Origin of the sequence: Sorangium sp. So ce726, assembly GCF_051521405.1 — a bacterium.
Taxonomy (GTDB): domain Bacteria; phylum Myxococcota_A; class Polyangia; order Polyangiales; family Polyangiaceae; genus Sorangium.
In genome coordinates this window covers 10,453,507-10,474,409 of record NZ_CP150349.1, presented here as the reverse complement: position 1 = coordinate 10,474,409, position 20,903 = coordinate 10,453,507, and the positions used below count along the sequence as shown (strand labels likewise).

The following is a 20,903-nucleotide window of genomic DNA, read 5'->3' as shown; positions in this document are numbered from 1 at the left end:
GCCGCCCTCGCAGTCGTTCGCCCCGCGGCCCGGTGGTGGGGGAATTCCCCCACCCTGCCGGAATGATGGAACCGCCAAGGCGCCATAAGACGCCAAGAATCTTGTGGTGTTCTTGGCGTCCTTGGCGCGCTTGGCGGTTCAAAAGACCCCCACCTTCAGCCAAAGTAGCACCCTACCACCTGTGGCCGTGAGCCGGCCGCCCCTCAGTCGATGGGCTCGACCCGCACGTCGACCGCGAGGCGCTCCGCCCCTCCGCCCACGTAGATCGTGCCCGAGGTCGGCGTCGCGTCCACGTAGTTGCGCCCGACCGCGACGCGGATGTGATCGGTCTGCGTCAGGATCCCGTTCGTCGGGTCGAAGCCCTTCCACCCGATCTCCGGCAAGTACACCTGGACCCAGGCGTGCGACGCCTCGCTCTGCCGCTGGTTCTCGTGCTTTGGCCCCGTGTAGATGTACCCGCACACGTAGCGCGACGGCACGCCGAGCAGCCGCGTCAGGCAGATGAACAGGTTCGTGAAGTCCTGGCACACGCCGCGGCGGTTCGCGTACACGTCGAACGCCGTCGTGAACAGGTTGGTCGACCCCTGCTTGTACTCGTACTCCTCGAAGATCGACGCGTTGAGGTCGAGCAGCGTGTCGAGCAGATCGTAGCCGTTCCGCTCCACGAAGGTCATCGCGTACTCGATGAGCTCCGCGAGCTCGCTCTCGGCCAGCTCCGGCGGCAGGAGGAACGGCTGCAGGATCTGGCGCTGCCACGGCATCCACACGAGCGGGATCGTCGACCGCGCGCGCAGCGGGCGGAAGCTCAGCGGATCGGTGTCGAGTAGCTCCACGCGCGACCTCGACTCGATGACGAGATCATGGAACGGCGTGTCGAGCAGCACCCGCCGCGCGCGGTTGCCGAAGACGTCGTCGTACTCGCGCTGCTGGCCCTCGACCGACACGTCGATCTCGTTGTGCAGCAGCGTCTGCAGCCGGTCGTGGGCCGGCGTCAGCCGCAGGAGGTGCGTGCTGCGCTCCACCGCGGTCGCATAGTGGTACGACGTGCGGTGCACCACCTGGAAGCGGCGGATCGCCGCGTGCACGGGGCGCCGGACCGGGCGCGACGAGAGCGGCGGCGTGGACGACGACGCCTTGCGCCGGTCGGTGCGCGGGGACGCCGTGGCCCGGAGCGCCCCCTGCCGCAGCACCACGAGGTGCCCCGGCGGCACGCGCTTCCAGGCCGCCGGCCGGCCGCCCGCGTGGACCTTGAGCTCCTCCGACGAGACGATGACACCCTTGCGGCTCTTGACCCCACGGCGCGTCAGGTCGACCTCCAGATCGTCGTCCCCGAACGCGAGGCGCTCGTACGGCGGCAGCACCTCCCACAGGAAGGCGTCCCCCTCGCGATCGCGATCCGCGTAGACCACCAGATCGCGGCCGTCGGCCAGGACCGTCGTGAGGGGGCCGTGCTCGTTCATCTCGTCGAACCAGTCGCGCAGCACCGCCGGGTCGATGTCGCCGATGCTCCGGAGGCCCTCGGACGCCATCCAGCGCATGAGCTCGCACAGGATGAGCTCCGTGTCCGTCGAGCCGACCGGCTGGAAGAGCGACTTCGGATCGACCTCGATCCGGTCGACCAGGCTGCCGCTGTGCGCGAACAGCCAGTCGCGCCCGCCCCAGCTCCGGCTGAACGGCTGCGTGTTGGCATCGTTGACGCTGCCCCACGTCGCCGTGCGGATGTGCAGCACGAGCAGCGACGACTCGAGGTGCTCCCACGCCTTGACGAGCTCGCTGCGGATGCTCCCCTGCGGCGGCGCCGGCTCCTTGAGCACCGAGGCGCTCGGCTCGCCGCCGGGGTAGTAACCGATGCCCCAGCCGTCAGGCAGTTTGCGTCCGGGCTGCAGGCAGGTGAGATCGAAACATGGGGCGAGCTCGCCCTCGAACGACATCGCGAGGAGATTCGGCATGGGTGCGTCGGCGACTCTTGCGGCTACTGGCTCGTGACCATGGGGTTGCTGTCGGGCGGCCCGTAACCGAGCAGCTCGCGACCGATACCGTCGCAGATCATCGCCGTTTCGTCGACCACATGGGTGAGCGCCACGTGGACCGCCATCGGGTCGAACGCCTCCGTTGCCCTGTCGGCCACCCACTGGTGCAGGAGCTGGAGCCGCTCGAGGCTCTCGCCGCCGGGGAGCGCCACGCTCTCCGGCGGCCGGATCTCGCAGAGGCGCGCGAACGCCGCGTGGACGCAGTGCCGGATCGAGCGCGGGAAGCGCGGCTCGTACAGGAGGAACTGGGCGACAGCCTGCTCGCTCACCTGACCCTGGTTGAGCTTCATGAACGGCTCGAACCCCGAGCAGGCGCGGAGGAGCGAGAGCCAGAGCGCCGTCTCCACGACCCGGTGCTGCCTGCGCAGCGCGCCCTGCGCCTGGACGCTCATCTCGGACGGCGGCGGCGGCGGCAGGTTGGTCAGGGCGTGGTGGTGCACGTCGAGCGTGCGCGCGGTCTGCCCGACGCGCTCGAGCAGCACGCCGAGCCAGATGAAATCGAGCGGCGTGTCGTTGAGCATCGTGCTCTGCGTGAGCCCGAGGCAGAGCTGTGTGAGCTGGCGCACGCGTCGGTAGAAGGCGTAGCGGCTCGACCTGAACTCCTCGGCCGCCTCCTCGCTGTTCACCCAGAGGTGGAGCTCGTTGACGGTCTCCCACACCTCGAGGCTGACGACCTCCCGGATCGACCGCGCGTTCCAGCGCGCGGCCGAGATCGAGCGGCGGAGGCTCGTCGGGTTGTCCTCGTCGAAGCTCATGTAGCGCTGCACGAGCTCGCCGTCGGCCGCGGCCTCCTCGCCGTGCTCGGCCCCGAAGTGCGCCTTCTGCCCGGCCACGATGATGACCGGCAGCCAGCACTGCTGCGTCGGGATCTCGGCGTCGAGCGCGAGGTTCTGCGTGACGGCGAGGATGCGGGCCATGTTCTCGGTCCGCTCGAGGTAGCGGCCGAACCAGAAGCAGTGATCGGCGACGCGGGAGATCACGGGGCCTCCGGGGGGTCAGAGCCCGGCGCCGCGCCGGGAGGGTCGTTGTTCGCGGCAGCGGGGCCCGCGTCGGAACCACCGACCGAGGGCGTGCGCTGCGCGCTCTCTCCAGGGCCCTTCAGGACCCAGGTGTCCTTCGAGCCCCCGCCCTGGCTCGAGTTGACGACGTAGGAGCCGGCCACCAGCGCGACGCGCGTGAGCCCGCCGGGCAGCACCCACGAGCCGTCGCGGCCCGTCAGCACGTAGGGGCGCAGGTCGAGCCTCCTCGGGACCGCGGTCTTCGCGGTCGGGTCCCAGGTGGGGCTCGTCGAGAGCTCGATCCGGTGCTGGGCGATGTAGCGGCGCGGCGTCGCCTGGATGCGCGCCCGGAACTCGTCCCGCTGCGCGGCGGTCGACTGCGGCCCCATCAACATGCCGTAGCCGCCGGCCTCGTCGACCGCCTTGACGACCAGCTGGTCGAGGTGGTCGAGCACATAGCGCCTGTCGTCGTCGCGCATGCAGAGATAGGTGGGGACCTGCTCGAGGACCGGCTCCTCGCCGAGGTAGTAGCGGATCATCTCCGGCACGAAGGGGTACACGGCCTTGTCGTCCGCCACGCCGTTGCCGGGCGCGTTCGCCAGCGCGACGTTGCCGGCGGCGTAGGCGCGCATCAGGCCGCGCACGCCGAGCAGGCTGTCGGGGCGGAAGGCCTCGGGGTCGAGGAACGCCTCGTCGATGCGGCGGTAGATGACGTGGACGCGGCGGGGGCCGCGCGTCGTCCGGACGAAGACCTGGTCCTGATCGACGAACAGGTCGGGGGCCTGCACGAGCTCGAGCCCCATCGTGCGCGCGAGGAAGCTGTGCTCGAAATAGGCCGAGTTGTAGGGCCCCGGCGTGAGCACGACGGCGCTCGTGCCGCTCGGGCTCGCGGGCGACACCGAGCGCAGCGTCTCGGCGAGCCGGGCCGGGTAATGGTCGACCCGCTGCACGCGCGCCTTGTCGAGCAGGTGCGGCAGGACGCGCTTGCTGATGAGCCGGTTCTCCAGCACGTAGGAGACGCCGGAAGGCGTGCGGAGGTTGTCCTCGAGGACCCGGAAGGTCCCGGCCGGATCGCGGATGATGTCCACGCCCGCGATGTGGATGCGCACGCCGCCCGGGGGCCGCAGGCCGTGGACCTGCTTCAGGTACTGCCCGGAGCCGAGCACGAGGTCCCGGGGGACGCGCTCCTCTTTGAGGATGCGCTGGTCTCCGTAGATGTCGTCGAGGAAGAGGCCGAGCGCGTGGACGCGCTGCTCGAGGCCCCGTTCCATGTGGGCCCAGTCCGCCGCGGAGAGCATCCGGGGGATGAGGCAGAGCGGGAAGATCTTCTCCGCGCCGCGCTGATCCGCGTAGACCGAGAACGTGACGCCCTGGTTGAGCAGGGCGAGCTCCGCGAGGTGCTGCGCGCGCGCGAACTCGTTCGGCGCGAGCGCGCCGAGGAGCGTGGCAGTGCGCAGGAACTCGGGGCGAGGAGCGCCGTCTCGACCAAACAGCTCGTCGTAGGCGCCGGGGAGGGGAGTGTAGCCGGCGAAGAGGCCGGCACCCGGGTTCTCTAACAACACTGGAGTGAAGCTACCGCTGGACGGCCCTCGAGGTCCATGGGCCATTTGCGGTTTTTGCCTCGATGGAGGCAGTGGCGCGGTCGGCTGATCGACGCGATCTACTCGGCGTCGAGGATTTGCCGCTCTCTGGAGCGCGTGAGCTCGTCGACCGCGGCGAGGAAGGCGTCGTAGTCGATCGGCTTGGGCAGCACCCGAGCGACACCGAGGCTCGTCGCGTCATGTTTTGAAGACGCGGATGAAACAATGACTGGTATACGGGCCGTCTTCTCGTTGTGCCGGAGCGCCGTGAGCAGGCCCCAGCCGTCCATCACCGGCATCATGATGTCGACGACGAGCAGATCCGGCGGCGCGATCTGGTCGAGCAGCGCCAGCGCCTCCTCGCCGTTCGAGGCGCAGCGCACCTCGTAGCCGCCCTCGCTCTCCAGGATCATGCTCACGACCTCCTGGATGTTGGGCTCGTCGTCCACGACGACCACGAGCTTGGCGCGGCTGTTCGGCGCGCTCGATCGTGTTCGTACTTCTGCGTTGCGCCGCACCGTCCGACCTCCGAGCGTATCGACCAGCATGCCGTTCTCCCCTGCGCTCTCCGGACCCCGAATTCTCCGGATGAACCAGAGTATTCCCCACGCGCTCCGTTCCGTCGCTGCGTGGAATCCAAGATTGAAAGCTCAGGAGACTCCCGAAAGCGGTGAGGTTCGAACGCTTGCATCATTACGCCCGAACCACGATCGGGCGCGCGGCGCGACCAGGACATCCGCGTGCGCACGCCCATGACAGGCCCGCGTCCGCCGCGCGGCCGCGTGGACGCGGGAAAGTTGGCCATTCCCGAATTTCCAGGTCGAGCGCCATGCGTCCGCCATGCGCCGTCGTTGGTCGTCGTTGTTCGTCGTTGTTCGTCTGTTCCGAGATTCCTACTGACCCGCGCTCTCCAGCTCCGCCGTCGCGTCGTGGTAGGCGCGCGTGACGTCGGATTCGTCCAGGATGCCGACGATCTTGCCCTCGGCGTCGGTGACCAGGAGCTCCCGAACGCGCAGCTCCAGCAGCACCTGGAGCGCGTGGTGCAGGTCCTCCGCTTCGTTCACCGAGGCGGGGCTCGCCATCATGTCGTGCGCGATCGCGAGCCCCGAGAGCTCGGGGCTCGTCGCGGTGGCGCGGAGGATCTCGGCGTCGATGGTGCCGACGACCTTGCCGTCCTCGGAGAGCACCGGGAAGGTGTCCTGCCACTCGCACGCCGCGATGCGCTCGACGACGATCGAGGCGGGGGTCCGCGCCTCGAACGACACGAACGGGCGGCTGCGGATGACGATGTCCGCGACGCGGATGCTGCGGAGCACGTCGACGATGAGCTCGCCCCGGTGCGCCGGGGACTCGCGCTTGGTCGCGACCTGCGCGCGGTACAGGGTGCTGTGCCTGAGCGCCACGAAGGCGATGCCCTCGCAGAGCATGAGCGGCACGAGCAGGTCGTAGCTGCCGGCGAGCTCGCAGACCATGACGAGCGAGGCGATCGGCACGTGCGCGATCCCGCCGTAGAACGTGCCCATCCCGACGAGCGCGAACGCGCCGGGGTCGATGCGCGGGTCGCCGAGGAGGAGCTCCGCCGCGCGCCCGAAGGCCCCGCCCGTGAGCGCGCCGAGCACGAGCGAGGGGCCGAAGTCCCCCGCGCTGCCGCCCGAGCCGACGGTGAGCGAGGTCGCGACGATCTTCGTGGCGAGCAGCACGAGCAGGAGCTGCACCGCGGTCCACCCGCCCGGCAGCCACGGGGCCCCCGTGATCGCGATCTGGGCCGCGCCATAACCCGCGCCCAGCATCCCGAACCCCTCCCCCGGCCTGTCGAAGCGCGGCCCGAGGAGCATCAGCAGCGGGGTCACGAGCGCGCCGAGCGCGAGGCCGCCGAGCGCGGGCTTTGCCCAGGGCGGCAGCGGGATCCGGTGCACCGTGTGCTCCACGGCGTGCAGCGTCCGGAGGAAGACCGTGGCCACGAGCGAGACGACGAGCGCGAGCGCGGCGTAGAGGGGGAGGTGGCTCGGGATGAACGGGTAGCGGGGCGCGTGCGCGAAGAGGGTCGACTCGCCGAAGAAGTAAATGAAGACGGAGTACGAGACGACGCTCGCGAGGATGGAGGGGATGAGCGCGTCGGCCTCGAAGTCGTCGCGGTGCAGCACCTCGACGGCGAGGAGCGCGGCCCCGAGCGGCGTCCGGAACACGGCCGCCATGCCCGCGGCCGCGCCGGCGATGAGCAGGATCCGCCGCTCGCGCGTGTCCACCCGGAGGGCGCGCCCGATGATCGAGCCGAGCGCGCCGCCGATCTGCATCGTCGGCCCCTCGCGCCCGCCGGCCCCGCCGCAGCCGAGCGTGAAGATGGAGGCCAGCGCCTTCACCACCGGGACGCGGCTGCGGATATGGCCGCCCATGTGGTGGAACGCCCGGATGAAGGCGTCGCCGCCGCCGCCGCGGGTCTCGGGCGCGAGCTTCGCCGTGAGCACCCCGCCGACGAGGGCGCCGAACGCCGGCAGGATGAGGACGAGCCAGGGCCGGAACGCCCCGATGTGCGTGCTCGAGAGCACCGCCTCGCCCTTGGCGCGGAGCGGTTCGTAGCCGGTGACCGCGATGAAGAGCTCGTGCTCGGCGAGCTCGAGGGCGGCGAAGAACAGCGAGCCGGCGATGCCGGCCGTCACGCCGACGAGGATCGCGTGGAGCAGCACCCGACCGACGAGCTGGAACGGGATCAACCCCTGCGCGCGGGGCATCGGCGTGCGCGCCGCCCCCGTGCGGCTGGGGCGTGATGGGGAGTACTCGCGGGACGACATCATGATCCGTGGCCCAGGGCTCCCCCGTCGAGCGATGGGCCTGGCAGGAGCGGTAGCTTCCCTGATCTTCGGCGGGTTGCCCCCTGAAATCGCCGCCAGGATCGGCGTTCCCAGAAGCTCCCTCGCGGTGTCAGCTTCCGCTCGGCTTCCGCTCGGGCCTTCCGCGCTCCATGAGGGAGGAAGGAAGCCTGGCGCGGGCGCGGCCTCCGGACCCGCCCGAGCCCGGACGAGGTGGAGTCATGACGACCGATCGGAGCACCGTCGAGTACGGCACCCTCATCACCGGAGACGCGAGCGTCACGATGGGCGACGCGGCCGTCCAGACGACGGACGAGAGCGTCCGCACGACCGCCGAGACCGTGGTCACGCCCGTGGTGGCGCTCGACCTGGCCGCCGAGATCCTGGCGGGCTCGCTTGGCACGCTGATCGACGAGGATTACGTGCAGGGCAAGACCCGGTTCCGGGATGTGCTCTGCGACCGGATCGACATCTCGCAGCTCGAGGCGGAGGAGCTAGTCGACGATATGGAGCGGTCGGGGCGGATCCGTTTCATCGGCGTGGCAGAGGGCCGAGGGTGGCACATCCAGCAGGGAGCGGGGGTGCGTTGATCGCCGCTCTCTCGCGCAGAAAGACGGGCTTGCCGGTGGTGCCTGACGAAACAATTCCCTTGCCGGCGTACTCAACTCGTGGCCTACGCTGAGGCGGCTATGGAGGACGGTACGAAGCCGCGCAAGGCCGTGGTCCCGAACGCTCCGCCCGCTCCGCTCGTGATCGTGGCCGGTTGTCCTGCCGAGCTCGTTGCCGTGTGCCGGGAGGCGGGGGCTCGGCTCGGGGTGGCGGTGCGCGAGTGCGATCTGCGCTCGCTCCGGGCGACGAGCGCGGCGTCGCAGCTGTACGCCGTGATCGTGGGGGAGGAGCTGTACCGGTTCGATCGGGAGGTGTTCGACGCGATCACCCGCCAGGCGCCGGCGTCGCTGGTGCGCGTCGACCGCCGGGAAGCGGACGACGAGTCGGCGCGGCGGCTGCTCGTCGAGGCCGTCTTCGAGTCGGCGGCGACCGAACCGAGCAGCGGTATCCGGTCCATCCTGACGTGAAGCGGCGCGGCGCGGCGCGATGGCGCGCCGCTGCCGCGAGCGGCAGCGTCAGGGCTTGCGCTTCATGCCGGGGAGGATGGCCTTCTCGGGCGGCGGCTCCAGGTACTCGATCTGCTCCGCGGACAGGATGCCGTACTTCGGGTTGGCCGCCGCGCCGCCGGTCGACTTCGTGAACGTCACGCCGTAGGTGCCGGTGACCTTCACCTTCGCGCCGACGGCCGGGATCGGGTTCGGCAGCTCCTGGCCCCAGAACTCGTCCGTGAGCTTCGCCTCGCCCTCTTTGCCGCGCGGCGCTTTGTCGATCGCCTCGATCATGCTGTAGATCTGCGCGAAGTTCGACGCCCAGCCCATGACGTCGATCATGTCCTTCGTCTCGCCCTTCTCGTCGGCGATCGCGAAGCTCGGGACCGGCGCCTTGCAGTCCGCCGGGTCACCCTTGCCCGTCTTGTGCACGGCACAGGCGGGGGCCTCCGCGAGGTTCGTCTTGACGATGTAGCCGACGATCGAGAGCTTCTTGCCGTTCACGTCCTCGAAGTGGACGCGGCTCCGGAGGTCGTGCGTGACGCCCCAGACCGTGTAAGCGTCGCCCTGCTTCTTGTTCTTCGCGGGCAGCGTCGGCACCGCGGGCAGGGTCGCTTTGCGGCCGCTGAAGGCGGGCTTTGCCTGGTAGGGCTGCTCGTCCGTTCCGCACCCTGAAGTGCCCGCGACGAGGAGGATAGCGGCGAGGAGGGTTCGACCGAATCGGGCGTTCATGGCATCTCCAAGGTCAGCGTGACGGGCCCTCCAGCAGGAAAGATCCAGCGCTGGAATAGCCCTCGGACAGCGGTGCGCCGCGTGCGGGTCAGGCGCCTCTCGCATGCGCGCGCGACGGCGGAAACGGCTAACACGGCCACGAGTCGATCGTAAAGAGAAACGGAGACGTCCCCCTCTCTTCATCGATCATCGTCGCGCATCGGCGCGCGGCAGCGCACCGCGGCGGAGGATGGGCGGAGGATGGGCGGAGGATGGCAGAGCGCGACGGGCCGCTGCCGGCGCCGCCCGATCGCGGGGCAGGAGGGCGCGAGAGGCGCCTCGGCGACGCGCGCCGCGCGACCCGCCCGGCCCCGCCCCGCGCCGCCAGGCCGGGTTGCGCGGCTCTCCGTGGCGTTCTCCCGGTCCCTGGGTTGCCTCGAATACGCGAAGGACGTGTTTCCGCTCTTCGCGATGGCAACATCGATCGAGTACCCTCTCCGTCCCATGCGCGAGACGACCCTGCGCACCGCTTTCGAAGCCTCGAAGGTTTTGGTGATGATCCTTGCTGGCGGCGAGGGCCGCCGGCTCGGCCCCCTGACGCACGACCGGGCGAAGCCGGCCGTGCCGTTCGGCGGCCGGTACCGGATCATCGACATCGTCCTCTCGAACTTCGTCAACTCCGGCCTGCACCGCATCAAGATCCTCACGCAGTACAAGAGCGCGTCGTTAGACGAGCACATCGCCCGAGCTTGGCGCCTCTCGCCGATGCTCGACAGCTTCATCGAGACCGTCCCAGCGCAGCAGCGTACGGGCAAGAGCTGGTTCAAGGGGTCGGCGGACGCCGTCTACCAGACCCAGCACGTCATCACGGACGAGTCGCCCGAGCACCTCTGCATCTTCGGCGGCGACCATGTCTACAAGATGGACGTGCGCCAGATGCTGCACGATCACCTGTCGCGCGACGCGGAGGTGACCGTCGCCGCCATCCCGGTGCCGAAGGACGAAGCCCGGGCCTTCGGCGTCATCGAGTGCGACGAGTCGGGGCGCATCCTCGCCTTCCACGAGAAGGCGCAGGATCCGCCGAGCATGCCCGGCAGGCCGGGCATGTGCCTCGCGTCGATGGGCAACTACATCTTCAAGACGAAGGCGCTGCTCGACGTCCTCGAGCACGACGCCGCGACCGAGGACAGCGCGCACGATTTCGGGCGCGACATCATCCCGCGCATGGTCCAGAGCGGCAGCCGCGTCTACGTCTACGATTTCCACGAGAACCGCGTCCCCGGCGAGGACGAGGGCGCGGGGTACTGGCGCGACATCGGGACGATCGACGCGTACTGGGCGGCCCAGATGGATCTCGTCAGCATCCAGCCGGCGTTCAATTTCTACAACCCGCGCTGGCCGATCCGGACCGGGATCAGCCACGACCCGCCCGCCAAGTTCGTCTTCCGCGACGAGGCGAACGCGCGCGTCGGCATCGCCACGGACAGCCTGGTCTCGCTCGGGTGCATCATCTCCGGCGGCAGGATCCACCGGAGCGTGCTCTCGAACCGCGTCCGCGTGAACTCCTTCAGCCACATCGAGGAGTGCGTGCTGTTCGAGGACGTCAAGATCGGGCGCCACGTCAAGCTCCGCCGCTGCATCATCGACAAGGACGTCGAGATCCCCGCCGGCGCCGAGATCGGCTTCAACCTCGAGGAGGACCGCAAGAAGTGGTTCGTCAGCGAGGGCGGGATCGTCGTGATCCCGAAGCGCGCCAAGATCGACTCCCCGTAATGCGCCTGACCGGCGCCCAGCGCGGCGCCCTCCAGGTGGCCGGCGTGTAACTACCCTGAATTGCATGTAAAATTCCGATCGCGGCGCGCGGCGGCGCGTGGTGGCCGCTGCGCGCTCGCCGGCGGGGCCGCGCGGTCCTGCGGCGTCCGCGGGGACGGGCCTGGGCGCCCCCCATGGAAGGGGCGTCCCTGCTACGTTGGGTGTGAGATGCCGCGCACGATCATCATCGGTGACGTTCACGGCTGCCGGGATGAGCTGGCGCGGCTGATCGAGCACGTGGGCCTCGAATCGGGCGATCGGGTCGTCATGGTCGGCGATCTGATCGTGCGCGGCCCTGATCCGTGCGGAACGCTCGATCTGCTCCGGGAGGTCGGCGCGATCTCCGTGCGGGGCAACCACGAGGATCGGCTGCTCCGCTGGCGTGCCGGGCGGAGCGATCCTCGCGGCGAGCCGCTGGGGGAGCTCTCGAAGGAGACCGCGCAGCAACTGCGCAAGCGGGACTGGGCGTGGCTCGAGACGCTGCCGTACTGGCTGGATCTGCCGGAGCACGGGCTCCGTGTGGTCCATGCAGGGTTGATCCCTGGGCTGCCAATCGAGCGACAGGATCCGCACACGTTGATGTACGTGCGCTGCCTCGGCCGCTACGGCGAGCCGGTCGAGCGCCGCGGGGGCAAGACGCTGTGGGGCCAGACGTACCAGGGACCGCCGCACGTGGTGTTCGGTCACAACGCGCGGAGCGAGCCGCAGATGCACACGTGGGCGACCGGGATCGACACGGGCGCGGTCTACGGGGGGCGCTTGACCGCGATGGTGCTCCACGACGGTGAGCGCGTCCCGCCGCCGGCGTCGCGCTCCGAGGTCCTGGTCTCGGTCCCGGCGCGGCGCCGCTATGTAGGACGTTAAAAATGCTCCGCATCTTCCAGCGCTTCCGCGCGATCGGCCGCGCCTCTCTGCGGGAATTTCGTTAGGCTCCCGTCCGCGCCGCGGCCGCTCTCCAGGCCGGCGGCCCGTCACGGAGCAAGCCAGGTGGAGCCTCGATACCCGTTCGTTGCAGTCGATGTCCCCGAGCCGGAGGCCGACGAGATCGGCGCCCTGCTCTTCGAGCTGGGCGCCAGCGGCGTCGAGCAGCGCGACGAGCAGACCCTCGTCCGCGGCGCGCGCTCGGGCCAGGTGACGCTCGTCGCCAGCTTCGAGGAGCACGGCGAGGCGATGGAGGCCATCGCGGCGCTCGGGGAGCTGTCGCCGCCGCTCGCCGCGCGGCTCGAGGAGGTGGTGGGCGACGCCTGGCGCGACGCGTGGAAGGAGCACTTCGCGCCGTTCGCGCTGACGCCCACGATCACGGTCGTGCCGCCGTGGGCGGAGCGCGGGCCGCAGCGCGAGGGCGAGCGGGTGCTCCTGCTCGAGCCGGGCAGGGCGTTCGGCACGGGGCTCCACGCGACGACGGCGCTCGTGGCGGAGCTCCTCGACGAGCACGCGGCGGAGCTCCGCGGTCGTGAGATCCTCGACGTGGGCACGGGCAGCGGCATCCTCGCGCTCGTCGCGCTGCTGCTCGGCGCAGAGCGGGCGGTCGCGATCGACAACGACGAGGACGTGATCGAGGTGGTCCTCGAGAACGCGGCGCGCAACGGCCTCGAGGGCCGCATCGAGGCGAGCGCCGGCGTGGTCGAGGGGGTGACGCGGCGGTTCCCGTGGGTCGTCGCGAACATCGAGGCGCGGGTGCTGCGGCCGCTGGCGCCGGAGCTCGCGCGTGTGCTCGATCCGGGCGGCTGGCTGATCCTGTCGGGCATCCTCGAGAGCGAGCGCGACGATCTGATCGCGCGGTACACGTCGCTGCCGCGCCCGCTCGCGCACGTCGCGACCCGGCCGGATCCGGCGTCGTCGGGCGGCGATCGCCGGGCGGGGCGGGGCGACGCGGGCGGCGAGGGCTGGGTGGCGCTCCTGTTCCGCGCGCCGGGCGGCGCGGCGTCCTCGACGGGATGAGCGGCCCGGGGCTTTTGCGGGTGCCGCTCGGCTCGATCGCGGCCGGCGTGATCGCGCTGCCGCCCGAGGCGGCGAGCTACGTCGTGCGGGTGCACCGCCTCCGCGAGGGAGATCGGTTCGTCGTGTTCGATCCGGAGCTCGGGGTCGAGGCCGAGGCCACGCTCGAGTCGATCGGCCGCCGCGGGGCGGAGGCGCGCATCGACGCGCCCCGCCCGGCCGCGCTGCGGCCAGGCCGGCGCGTGACGTGGATCCAGGCGGTGGGCAAGGGCGACAAGATGGACGCCGTGGTGCGCGACGCGACCGAGCTCGGGGCGACGCGGATCATCCCGGCGATCTCGGCGCGGAGCGTGGCGCGGCCCGCCGAGGACAGGAGCCAGCGCTGGCGCCGGATCGCGGTCGAGGCGGCGCGGCAGTGCGGCCGCGGGGACGCTCCTCGGGTGGAGGCGCCGATGAGCCTCGCGGCGGCGCTTGCGGAGGCGGGGGCGTCGCCTTCGACGGAGGGCGGTGCGCTGGGGTTGTGCCTGGATCCCTACGCGGAGACGCCGCTCGGCGCGCGGCTGGCCGCGCTCTCGCCGGGCATGGAGGCGGCGTTCGCGGTCGGGCCGGAGGGCGGGTTCACGCCGGAGGAGCTCGGCATGTGCGCGGCGCTCGGGTTCGAGCGAGTGCGCCTCGGCGCGCTGACGCTGCGCACGGAGACCGTGTGCGCGGCGGCGCTCGGGGCGCTGATCGCGGTGAGCGACGCGCGCGCGGGGTGATGGGGCGGCGGTCGGCGAGCGGCGCGCTGGCCAGCGCTGGTCGCAGCGCCAGCGGCTCGTCGTCGCGAGGTGCGGCGCGGTGGATCGCGGCGTTGCTCGGCGCGCTCGCGGTCGCGCTCTGCGCGTGCAGCAACACGGCAGACGCTCCGAGGAGCGCGCGGGCGCCAGCGCCCGACGGGGCCGCGCTTGGTCCAGCGGAGCCCAGCGTCGTGCCCGCAGCGCCGACCCCGCCCGTCACCACCGCCGCGACCGCGCCGCCCGAGCCGGCGCCGTGGCCCCGAGCGCGCCCGCCGCGCGTCGAGACGGACTGGTGCATCGACGGCGTCGACGCGCTCGACGAGGAGACCTGCTACGTGCTGCCGGACGCGCCGACCCGGACGCTGCTGCTCTACCTCCACGGCATCGTCCCGCCGGGGAAGGAGAGCCAGCAGAAGACCAACTTCGAGACGGTCGTGTCCCGCGCCGCCCGGCGCGCGGGCGTCGCCGCGCTGATGCCGCGCGGCAAGGTCGGCCTCGCGCCGAAGGGCTACGCGAGCTGGTGGGGCTGGCCGACGGGCGGGCGGGCGTACGACGAGCACGCCGCCGCGCTCGTCGCGTCGTTCGCGGAGAAGCGGAGGAAGCTCGAGGAGATCGCCGGCGCCTCGTTCTCGCGGGTGTACGTCGCTGGCTCGTCGTCGGGCGCGTACTTCGCCGCGGCGCTCGCGCTGCGCGGCGGGATCGACGCCAACGGCTTCGGCGCGATGTCCGGCGGGGGAGGCCACGCGACGCTCGAGCTCGCGACGCTCGCGCCGAGGCCGTTCTACATCGGCTTTGGCGCCCACGACACGGTGGGCGGCTCGGCCCGCGCCCTCGCCGGCGTGCTGCGCAGCGCGGGCTGGCCCGTGCGCGTCGCCGAGCACCCGTTCGGCCACGGCGCGAAGGAGGTGTACCTGGACGAGGCGTTCGCCTTCTGGCGCGAGCACGAGGCGCGGTAGAGCACCGAAAAGATTGAAGATCGCCTGAATTCGATAGGTGGTGCCGACCGCTGGATCCGTCGGGGAGCAAGCTGGAACGGCACGGACGGCGGTAAGAAGAGAGACCGCAAGGGCGCAAGGGGCGCAAGGGAACAGAGCTAAAAATCATCTTCCCTCTTCCCCTTGTGTCCCTTGCGCTCTTGCGGTTTTCTTCTCGGTAAGTTGATTCCCCGGGGATTCCAATGAGATCGGTGCTCTATGGCGCCTCGCCAGCACTACGTATCACCATCCCGCGCGTGAGGCGATTCGGTCCCTCACATTCGCTCGGGTCTCGCGGTAGAATGCCAGGTGCGTCAGGTAAGGCAGCATGATCTATACATTCTCAAGCTATGTGCCCGGCATTGCGATTGCCATCGCGGTCCTTGCTGCGTCGATCGGCGCGCTCCTGCTATGGAGGCGTCAGCCGCTGACAATCGCCCTGATCGCATTCGGGGTCTCTGCGGTAGCGGGTGGCCTCTTCGCGCCGATGCTGGCGATGGATCGGGTCGTACTCGACGACCAGAAGCTGGAGCAGACGACGGGTTTCTGGTTCGCGCCGACCGTGAAGGGATTTCGTCTCGCTGAGGTCGCATCCATCGCGATTGGCACCGCCAGGAACAGAAAGAATCGCGAGTACGAGGTGTGGATTGTGAAGGGGAGGGACGGCCAGGTGCAAGAGATCGACCCTGGTGACCTCTGGGAGATGAACGGTCAGGACATCATCCGGCGCCTGAGAGAAAAAGGAATCGACGTCAGGCAATGAGGAGAGGCTTGCTTATCTCGCGCTCGGTGTCGGCGACCGTCCCCGAGGCGCTGAGATTGCGCGGCGCCTGATGCCTCAGCCGATCCACGCCTCCGCGAGCGCCAGCAGCCGAGCGTTCCCGGGGACGTTCTCGAGGAAGCACCGCCGGATCTCCGCATCCGGGATCCGGTCCGCGCGCGCGAGCAGGTCCGCGCGCGCTGCCGCCACGGCCGCGCGCGCCTCGTCGGTCGATCCCGCTGCATAGAGCGCCTCGGCGTGCACCAGCGTGAGCTCGGTCGCCTCTGGAGGTCTGAGCCCGATCGCTTGCAGGCGCGCCACGAGGTCCTCTGCGATCGCCGCGGCCTCGGCGGCGCGGTCTTGGGCGAGCCTCACCCGCGCGAGCACCGATCTGCCCCAGTCATGGGCCAGCGAGGGCGTCGCGAGCCCCTCGATCCCCGCGAGCGCCTCGCGCTCGGCCGCGGTGAGGTCGCCGCGCCGATAAAGCAGGCTTGCGTGCAGCACGTGCGTCAGTCTCTCGAAGTCCCGATCCTGCTGCGCCGCGAGGGCGCTGGCGAGGTCGGCGATATCCGTGATCGCCTCGTTGAGCAGGCCGCGCGCGCTGCGCAGGAGCGCGCGCCAGAACCGAGCTACCCCGCCGCTCACGTCGGCTCGGGAGCTGCCCTCGGGCAGGAGGGTGCGCAGGAGCTCCTCGGCGCGGTCGTGGACCCCGAGCTCGATGTAGGCCTGGGCGATGCCCGCGCGCGCGTACTCCACCAGTAACCGCATCCCCGCCGCGTCGAACGCGGCCTCTGCCTGGCGCAGGAGCTGGAGCGCCGCCCAGCTGTCACCGCGAAGGAAGCGCGCCTCCTCCGCCTGCACTAGGCGCCAGTGGCCGGACACAAGCAGATCTCGGCGGCCGAGCGATTCGTCGAGGCGATCGAGCCGCGCGCGGTAAGCCTCGGCCAGCTCACATTGCTCCATGAACATCAGCCGGCACCAGGCAAGATACAGCGCTTGCGCGAAGGCTGCGGCCGCCTCGGGGTCGGGATCCATCGCGAGGAGATCTCCAGAGACCAGATCGATGAGCTCCGCCGACCCGTACTCCCCCAGCAGGTTCCAGAGCAGCTTGGCCGTCGCCAGGCACCAGTTCCGGCTTCCCGGTCGGGCGAGGCGCTGCACCTGCTTCGCCAGAGGGCCGGCCCGAGCCTTCTCCCCTACCCAGGAGAGCGCCTCGCACTGCAGAAGCCGCAGCGCCCCGTGGAGCTCGCCCTCGGCGCCGCACTGCACGCCGCGCTCCGCGCGCTCGATCGCCCCCGCGGTGTCGCCCCCGCGCAGGAGCAGCTCCGCCGCCTCCAGGTAGCGGGCAGCCGCCTGGGCGCGCTCGCCGCCGCGCTCCAGGTGCTCGGCGAGCACCCCGGGATCGCTCTCGCCCGCCGCCGTGAGCCACGCCGCGGCCAGCTTGTGCCCTAGCGCGCGATCGGCGTCGGTCAGGGTCGCGTACGCGCCCTCGCGCAGCAGCGCGTGGCGGAACGCCAGCTCCTCCTCGCCCGGAAAGCGGCTCTCGGCGCGGCGCTCGATCACCTCGCGCGCGACGAGCGACGCGAGCGCTCCGCTCACCGGCGAGGCGGGCTCGTCGCAGGGCAGGTGCGGCGCCTCGCCCATCCAGGTCGCCGCGCCGGTCGCGGGCAGGGTCACGTCGTCGCCCCCGGGCGGGGGATGGCCCCAGGTCTGAGGGGCCAGATCGCCGCCGAGCAGGCACCGCGCCCCGCCGGCCCAGAACACCTCGCCGAAGACGCTGGCCGCGCGCAGCACCCGCCGTTCCGCCGGATCGAGCGCGCTGATCCGCGCGTGCACCATGGCCAGCACGGTCTCGGGCAGCGCCTCGCCGCGCCCCTCGCTGACCGCGCGGATGAGCTCCTCCAGATAGAACGGGTTGCCGGCCGCGCGCTCGACCAGCTCGGCGATCCTGGGCGCGCCCACGGCGCCGCCGAGCGCGTGCCGGGCGAGCCGCTCGGCCGCGCGGCGCGGCAGCGGGGCGAGCCGGATCTCCTGGACGCTGCGCTCGGCCCACAGCCCGGAGAAGCGCTCGTGCACCTCGGGACGCCCCAGCGCCAGCACGAAGAGCGGCCGATCCTCGAGCCGGCGCAGCGCCTCACCCAGGAGCCGCACCGAGGGCAGGTCGCCCCAGTGCAGGTCGTCGAGCGCCAGCAGGATCGGCCGGGCCTCGGCCTCGGCGGCCACGAAGTCCTCGAAGGCGCGGCCGATCTGCTCCGCCATCGCGGCCGGGTGCTGGCGCGCCGCGCGGAGGGCGGGGCTCTTCTCGTCGGGGAAGGGCGCGCCCGCGATCTCGCCGAGCATCTCCGCGACGCGGCGCTGCTCGGCCTCGGGCACGCGCCGCGCGACCCGCGCGCGGATCCGCGCCTGCCGCTCGCCGAGCGGCGCGCCGGCCAGCGCGCTGGTGGCGCAGCGGATGGCCGCGCCCAGCACCCCGAAGGGCGCGCCCTCGCCCACCACGTCGGCGCGGCCCGTCCAGATCTCCACGTCGGGCCGGAGCGCGCGGATGCGCTGGAGCACCTCGTCGCAGAGGCGCGATTTGCCGATGCCCGGCGGCCCGGTCACCAGCGCCGCCCGGGCGAGCCCCTCGCCGGCGCACTCCTCGAAGAGATCCACGAGCGCGCGGAGCTCGCGGTCGCGGCCGACGCACGGGCTCTTTCGCCCGAGCAGCATGCGCGCGCCCCCGCCCGCCTCCCGCTCGCCGTGGAGCTCGAAGCCGGCCGGGCCGCGCCGCACCTCGAAGCGGGGGTCGAGCAGCGCCCGGGTCACCTCGTCGAGCATCGCGACGCCTGCCGCGGGGGGCGCGCTGGCCACCAGGGTGGCGGCGCGATCGATGAGATCCCCGACCGGCGTCTGCCCGGTGAGCTCCGCGCGCCCAGTGACGACCGCGATCCGCGCCGCACCCCCGCCGTCGCCGAGCAGCGGTCCGAGCACCATCGCGCACCGGGCCGCGCGCGCGGCCTGATCGGTCGCGCTCCCCTTGCTTTGGAGGCTCACCAGCACCCCGCCGCCGGCGAGCTGGTCCACCCGGCCGCCGAGGCGGGAGATCGCGGCCTCGAGGCGCCGCCGCCGCGCCGCGGGCACCTCGGAGGGCAGCGTCTCGCCGGCCGCGCAGGCGGCGCCCGCCGCGACCTCGGAGGGCAGCGTCTCGCCGGCCGCGCAGGCAGCGCCCGCCGGCGTGGCCATGACCAGCGAGAGCACGCGCTGCTCCCCCGCGGTGAGCGCCGCGCCGTGTACTGGCGCCGGCTCGCCGCCCTGCGCCCCGAGCGCGCGCAGCGCCGCGGCGACCTCGGCGGCGCTTGCTGGCCGGGCCGCCGGGTCCTTGGCGAGCATGCGCGCGACCAGCGCATCGAGCGCCGGCGGCACGTCGGGCCGGAGCTCGCGTACCCGCGGCGCGGGCTCGATCAGCAGCCGCGCCAGCACCGCGAGGATGTTCGTCCCCGCGAAGGTCGGCCGGCCGGCGAGGCACTCGAAGAGCACGGCCCCCAGCGCGAAGACGTCGGCACGCGCGTCGGCGTGCTCGCCGCGGGCCTGCTCCGGGGCCAGGTAGCCCGGGGTGCCCATCACCACGCCGGTCCGGGTGTGCAGGCTCGTCGCGACGCTGAGGCGCGCGATGCCGAAGTCGATGAGCTTGATGCGGCGCGGGTCGCCGCCGACAAGGAAGATGTTTGAGGGCTTGATGTCGCGGTGGATCACGCCGCGCGCGTGCGCCGCGGCGAGCGCCTCGGCCGCGGCGAGGGCGAGGGCCACGCTGTCGTCCACGCCGAGGCCCGCGCGCGCGATCCGCGCGGCGAGGTCCTCGCCATCGAGCCACTCCATGGCCAGCCAGCGCTGCCCCGCCTCGGTCACCCCCTGGGCGACGAAGCGCACGATGCCAGCGTGGCTCAGCCCGGCGAGGATGCGGCACTCCGCGGCAAAGCGCTCTTCCTCGCGGTCGCCCTCGCTCGCCAGGAGCTTGAGCGCGACCGGCTCGCCGCGGGCGCGATCGAGGGCGCGGTAGACGAGGCCCATGCCACCCCGGCCGGCCTGGCGCTCGATCACGAAGCGCTGGGCGAGGAGGTCGCCCGGCTGTGCGCTGGCTGGCGACAGCATGGCGAGAAGATGGGGCAGGGGTGCAGCGCGGTCGAGGGCGCGGCGCCGCAGCGAAGGTCGCCGCCGCGGCGCCGCTTTGAGCTGCGGCCTTGGCGCCATGGTGGTTGTCCTGCTGAACCGGGGAAACGGATGTGCCGCAAGCCCTGATGGGGGCGATTGCTACTTTCCGCCATGGCGCCGCCACCTCTGAGGTGGAGCTCTCCTCGGGTTCTCCCGTCGTTTCGTGTCGGCATGGGGTGTGCTCGAGGTCGAGCGTCATGCCGACGCTCGAGCACAACGCCCTCGTCGAGATGTTCCGCGAGCACCTCGAGCTCGCGCCCCACTGGCTCGCAACGCTCTTCCACCTCGAGGTGCCACAACACACCTCGGTCGGGATGGTCGAATCGTCGCTCGACCAGCTCATCCCGGTGGAGTTCCGCGCTGATCTGGTGCTCGAGCTTCGTGACGCGAGCGGCGCGCTCGTGCTGGCGATCGTCATCGAGGTCCAGCGCGACATGGATCCAGACAAGAAGTTCTCGTGGCCGACGTATGTCACGGTCGTGCGCGCCAAGAAGCGCTGCGGCACGGTCGTCCTCGTGATCGCACCGGATGCCGGCGTGGCTGTCTGGGCGGCGGAGAACATCGATCTCGGCCTGGGCCTCGGCAACGTCGAGCCGCTGGTGCTCGGTCCGGCCGTCGCCCCGAGATCACCGACCCAGCGGACGCGGAGAAGGACGCCGAGCTGGCCGTGCTCTCGGCGGTGGCGCACGGCAATGGGCCGAACGGGCTCACCGTGCTCAAGGCCGCGCTCGTTGCGCTTGGCCGGCTCGACCAGGAGCACGCCATGGTCTACTTTCATGTCATCTGGAACGGGTTGCGTGAGCCCATGCGGCGGGCTCTGGAGGCGTTGGTCATGGAGCGGCAGATCGAAGACGAGGCGAGGTTTCCGTTCGTGCGGGAGCTGATGGACCGCAGCAAGCTCGCGGGCCTACGTGAGGGCGAGCTCAAGGGCAAGAGGGACACGCTGCTGCGGCTGCTTGCGCGGGCAGGGATCATGCTCACCGAGCGCGAAAGCGCGCGCATCCAGGCATGCACGGACATTGCTACCCTCGACCGCTGGCTCGATAACGTCCTTGGGGCGAAGACCGCCGCCGAGGTGCTCTCCTGACGGTTGGCGGATGCGTCCCAACAAGGCGATGAATCTGACGGGTTTTGCTCGTGGATTGTCGCCGCATGTGGCCGAGCTCTGGGCTCCCCCTGACACCGGGCAGATGTGCCCATGTCGAGACGGGTGAGATAGGCTCGTGGCGCTG

16 protein-coding genes are annotated in these 20,903 nt (G+C 71.4%); 9 read left to right on the top strand and 7 right to left on the bottom strand.

The genetic code is table 11. From position 1 onward, the window contains the following. Positions 1–203: 203 nt before the first annotated feature. The 5 genes from WME79_RS38975 to WME79_RS38955 all read right to left on the bottom strand — a co-directional run bounded on the left by WME79_RS38975 (position 204) and on the right by WME79_RS38955 (position 7,337). Positions 204–1,949: a class II glutamine amidotransferase gene (locus WME79_RS38975; RefSeq protein ID WP_437525505.1), complete on the bottom strand. Its 1,746-nt coding sequence runs from the start codon at positions 1,947–1,949 to the stop codon at positions 204–206. Positions 1,950–1,972: 23 nt separating this feature from the next. Beyond that, the gene (locus WME79_RS38970; protein WP_437525504.1) at positions 1,973–3,010 is read right to left on the bottom strand and encodes an alpha-E domain-containing protein; all 1,038 of its coding nucleotides are present in this window, start codon (positions 3,008–3,010) and stop codon (positions 1,973–1,975) included. Next, positions 3,007–4,635 carry a circularly permuted type 2 ATP-grasp protein gene (locus tag WME79_RS38965; RefSeq protein WP_437525503.1) on the bottom strand — a complete coding sequence of 543 codons (1,629 nt, stop codon included), beginning with the start codon at positions 4,633–4,635 and terminating at the stop codon, positions 3,007–3,009. The genes WME79_RS38970 and WME79_RS38965 overlap by 4 nt, the downstream gene beginning before the upstream one ends. 53 nt (positions 4,636–4,688) lie before the next feature. Continuing rightward, positions 4,689–5,156 carry a response regulator gene (locus WME79_RS38960; RefSeq protein ID WP_012239707.1) on the bottom strand — a complete coding sequence of 156 codons (468 nt, stop codon included), beginning with the start codon at positions 5,154–5,156 and terminating at the stop codon, positions 4,689–4,691. Positions 5,157–5,501: 345 nt separating this feature from the next. Further along, complete coding sequence (locus tag WME79_RS38955; RefSeq protein WP_437525502.1) at positions 5,502–7,337, bottom strand: chloride channel protein; 1,836 nt, start codon at positions 7,335–7,337, stop codon at positions 5,502–5,504. A 299-nt stretch (positions 7,338–7,636) separates the two neighbouring features. Between WME79_RS38955 and WME79_RS38950 the strand changes: the two genes are divergently transcribed. Both WME79_RS38950 and WME79_RS38945 read left to right on the top strand, forming a co-directional pair. Then, a complete protein-coding gene (locus WME79_RS38950) occupies positions 7,637–8,005 on the top strand; it encodes a hypothetical protein (protein ID WP_437525501.1) in 369 nt (122 codons plus the stop codon). A gap of 99 nt (positions 8,006–8,104) precedes the next feature. Next, positions 8,105–8,491, top strand: coding sequence for a hypothetical protein (locus WME79_RS38945; protein ID WP_437525500.1), 387 nt, complete (start codon positions 8,105–8,107; stop codon positions 8,489–8,491). A gap of 48 nt (positions 8,492–8,539) precedes the next feature. Here the strand turns inward: WME79_RS38945 and WME79_RS38940 are convergent, their stop codons facing one another. Further along, entirely contained in the window at positions 8,540–9,244 is a 705-nt protein-coding gene (locus tag WME79_RS38940; RefSeq protein ID WP_437525499.1) for a hypothetical protein, read from the bottom strand. Positions 9,245–9,727: 483 nt separating this feature from the next. On the opposite strand from WME79_RS38940, the gene glgC reads away from it, so the two are divergent. From glgC to WME79_RS38910, 6 genes are all read left to right on the top strand, one after another. After that, positions 9,728–10,996: a glucose-1-phosphate adenylyltransferase gene (gene glgC / locus WME79_RS38935; protein ID WP_437525498.1), complete on the top strand. Its 1,269-nt coding sequence runs from the start codon at positions 9,728–9,730 to the stop codon at positions 10,994–10,996. A gap of 207 nt (positions 10,997–11,203) precedes the next feature. After that, the gene (locus WME79_RS38930) at positions 11,204–11,899 is read left to right on the top strand and encodes a metallophosphoesterase (protein WP_437525497.1); all 696 of its coding nucleotides are present in this window, start codon (positions 11,204–11,206) and stop codon (positions 11,897–11,899) included. Positions 11,900–12,022: 123 nt separating this feature from the next. Next, positions 12,023–12,976 carry a 50S ribosomal protein L11 methyltransferase gene (locus WME79_RS38925; RefSeq protein ID WP_437525496.1) on the top strand — a complete coding sequence of 318 codons (954 nt, stop codon included), beginning with the start codon at positions 12,023–12,025 and terminating at the stop codon, positions 12,974–12,976. Then, entirely contained in the window at positions 12,973–13,731 is a 759-nt protein-coding gene (locus WME79_RS38920) for an RsmE family RNA methyltransferase (RefSeq protein ID WP_437525495.1), read from the top strand. Before WME79_RS38925 ends, WME79_RS38920 begins: the two co-directional genes overlap by 4 nt. After that, complete coding sequence (locus tag WME79_RS38915; RefSeq protein WP_437525494.1) at positions 13,731–14,705, top strand: alpha/beta hydrolase; 975 nt, start codon at positions 13,731–13,733, stop codon at positions 14,703–14,705. The genes WME79_RS38920 and WME79_RS38915 overlap by 1 nt, the downstream gene beginning before the upstream one ends. Positions 14,706–15,051: 346 nt before the next feature. After that, complete coding sequence (locus tag WME79_RS38910) at positions 15,052–15,486, top strand: hypothetical protein (RefSeq protein WP_437525493.1); 435 nt, start codon at positions 15,052–15,054, stop codon at positions 15,484–15,486. A gap of 75 nt (positions 15,487–15,561) precedes the next feature. Here the strand turns inward: WME79_RS38910 and WME79_RS38905 are convergent, their stop codons facing one another. Next, positions 15,562–19,611 carry a serine/threonine-protein kinase gene (locus WME79_RS38905; protein ID WP_437525492.1) on the bottom strand — a complete coding sequence of 1,350 codons (4,050 nt, stop codon included), beginning with the start codon at positions 19,609–19,611 and terminating at the stop codon, positions 15,562–15,564. 727 nt (positions 19,612–20,338) lie between these two features. On the opposite strand from WME79_RS38905, the gene WME79_RS38900 reads away from it, so the two are divergent. Next, positions 20,339–20,758, top strand: coding sequence for a hypothetical protein (locus WME79_RS38900; RefSeq protein ID WP_437525491.1), 420 nt, complete (start codon positions 20,339–20,341; stop codon positions 20,756–20,758). Positions 20,759–20,903: the final 145 nt, after the last annotated feature.